Genomic DNA, 1,780 nt, shown 5'->3' with positions numbered 1-1,780 from the left:
TACGAACCATTTCAGCAGCCGAGGCATTGCGAAGCTCTACTAGCTCGATCTCTTTGTCACCAGCTTGGTCAACGCGTTTGATGATTTCTGCTAGACGGTTTACTACCGCTGCACGACCGGTGATCAGGATGATGTTAGCTGGATCGTAATGAACCACATTACCCGCACCGGCATTATCAATCAGCTGGCGCAATAGCGGTGACAATTCACGAACAGAGACATTTCGCACAGCAACCACACGAGTGATGACGCTATCGCCTTTTGCGCTACCATCACCCATAACAGGGATTGCAGAGGTCTTAGAGTCTTTTGCTTTGATGACTTTGAGTACGCCGTTGTCCATTTCTACGACTGCATAGCCGTACACTTCCAACACGTTAAGGAAGAAGCTGTAATATTGCTCTTCGTTTAACACGTCGTAGCTGCGAACGTCGATTTTACCGCGCACCGAAGGGTCAACGATGATGGTCTTTTCTAAGTTACGACCAACAATGTTGATGAATTCTTGAATGTCAGTGCCTTTGAAACTCGCACTAAATTCATTTGCCATCGCGCCTGGAACGCAGAGTAGACTCCCTGCCAGTAACCAAGCACTTTTGCTAAACCAATGTTTCACGTATGTCTCCCTGAACTTACGCTGGTTGCCTAAGTATTACAATTGGATATAGATGTCGTACTGCTGACCATCTCGCTCAACAGTCAAATTCAGTTCTTGCGGATCGCTCATCACTTGCATCAGTTGTACTGAAGAAGACGGATCACTTAAATCGATCCCATTAAGTTGCACCGCAATATCACCAGGTTCTAGACCCACATCATTAAATAACGCCGCATCACGACCCGGAGAAACTCGGTAGCCAATAATGGCGTCGTCTTTTTTCACTGGAGAAATGGTGATGTATTTAAAGACACTCTGTGGATCTTTCGCAATCTCCTCTCGGATTTGCTCTAGTTTGTCACTCACGTCTGACGCAGGTTCTTTCTGTGCAGCTTGCACTCGAGTAGCCTGCGGCGATTCTGACAATTTTTTATACTCAACGCCTTCCAGCATTAGAGTTTCATCTCTGCCTTCGTTATCGATGATCACGCGATCGACCAACACCGCTTTTAGTGTGGCACGCGTACCTTCAATTTCTTCGCTAATTCCGTAGGTCGCTTGCTTACCACGGTTAGCGATCACCGCTAAGCTGGTTTGAGGATTGCTGCTAGCAACGGCGCCAACAAGGGTAAGATTCAGGCGTGTTTTTGGGGCGTCTTTCACAACAGGTTGCTCAACGACCACAGGCTTTTGTTCGGTGTATTTGCCAAATAAGTTGGCGCTTTGAAGGGCATTGAAATCAATCGTATTCGATTTATTGCTGGCAATAACATTACCCGCCGACGGCCTCCATTTTGGCACATCAGACGTTTGAGGGATTGCTAACCACACCACTTTACCGAGTATCCACCCAGTTATCGCAATAAATAGGCAAGTAAGTAGCAAACTGAGCTTCGCTTGAATTGCGTGGTGGTTGGACTTGATCTGAGCCAGTAGCGGTCTGCTTGATAATCCTGCACTTAGCTCTAAACGCTTCACTGAATTGATTCCTTTATTCTAACGTTAGTCAATTGGGCTATAAAAATATAACTATCGACTCTAAATTGCTAAATTTGCAATAAAATTATTACTCAACAAAGAGCAGTGAACTATATCACAACTTCCTTTTCATACCTTTTTCTTATGCAGTTTTTGCCAACTCCCTTGAAAAAAATACGCCTTGACTCCATCTGTAGGTGAATA

General features: G+C 45.2%; 2 protein-coding genes. Both read right to left on the bottom strand.

The window, feature by feature from the left end:
- A partial coding sequence (locus R7O12_RS24025) for a secretin N-terminal domain-containing protein (protein ID WP_318126549.1) occupies nt 1-616 on the bottom strand: 616 nt, incomplete at its 3' end.
- A gap of 36 nt (nt 617-652) precedes the next feature.
- Nucleotides 653-1,576 (bottom strand): type II secretion system protein GspC, encoded by a 924-nt coding sequence (gene gspC / locus R7O12_RS24020; protein ID WP_005465330.1) that lies wholly within the window; start codon nt 1,574-1,576, stop codon nt 653-655.
- Nucleotides 1,577-1,780: the final 204 nt, after the last annotated feature.

This window comes from Vibrio sp. Vb1574, from assembly GCF_033338675.1.
This window is presented reverse-complemented; position numbering and strand designations above follow the sequence as displayed.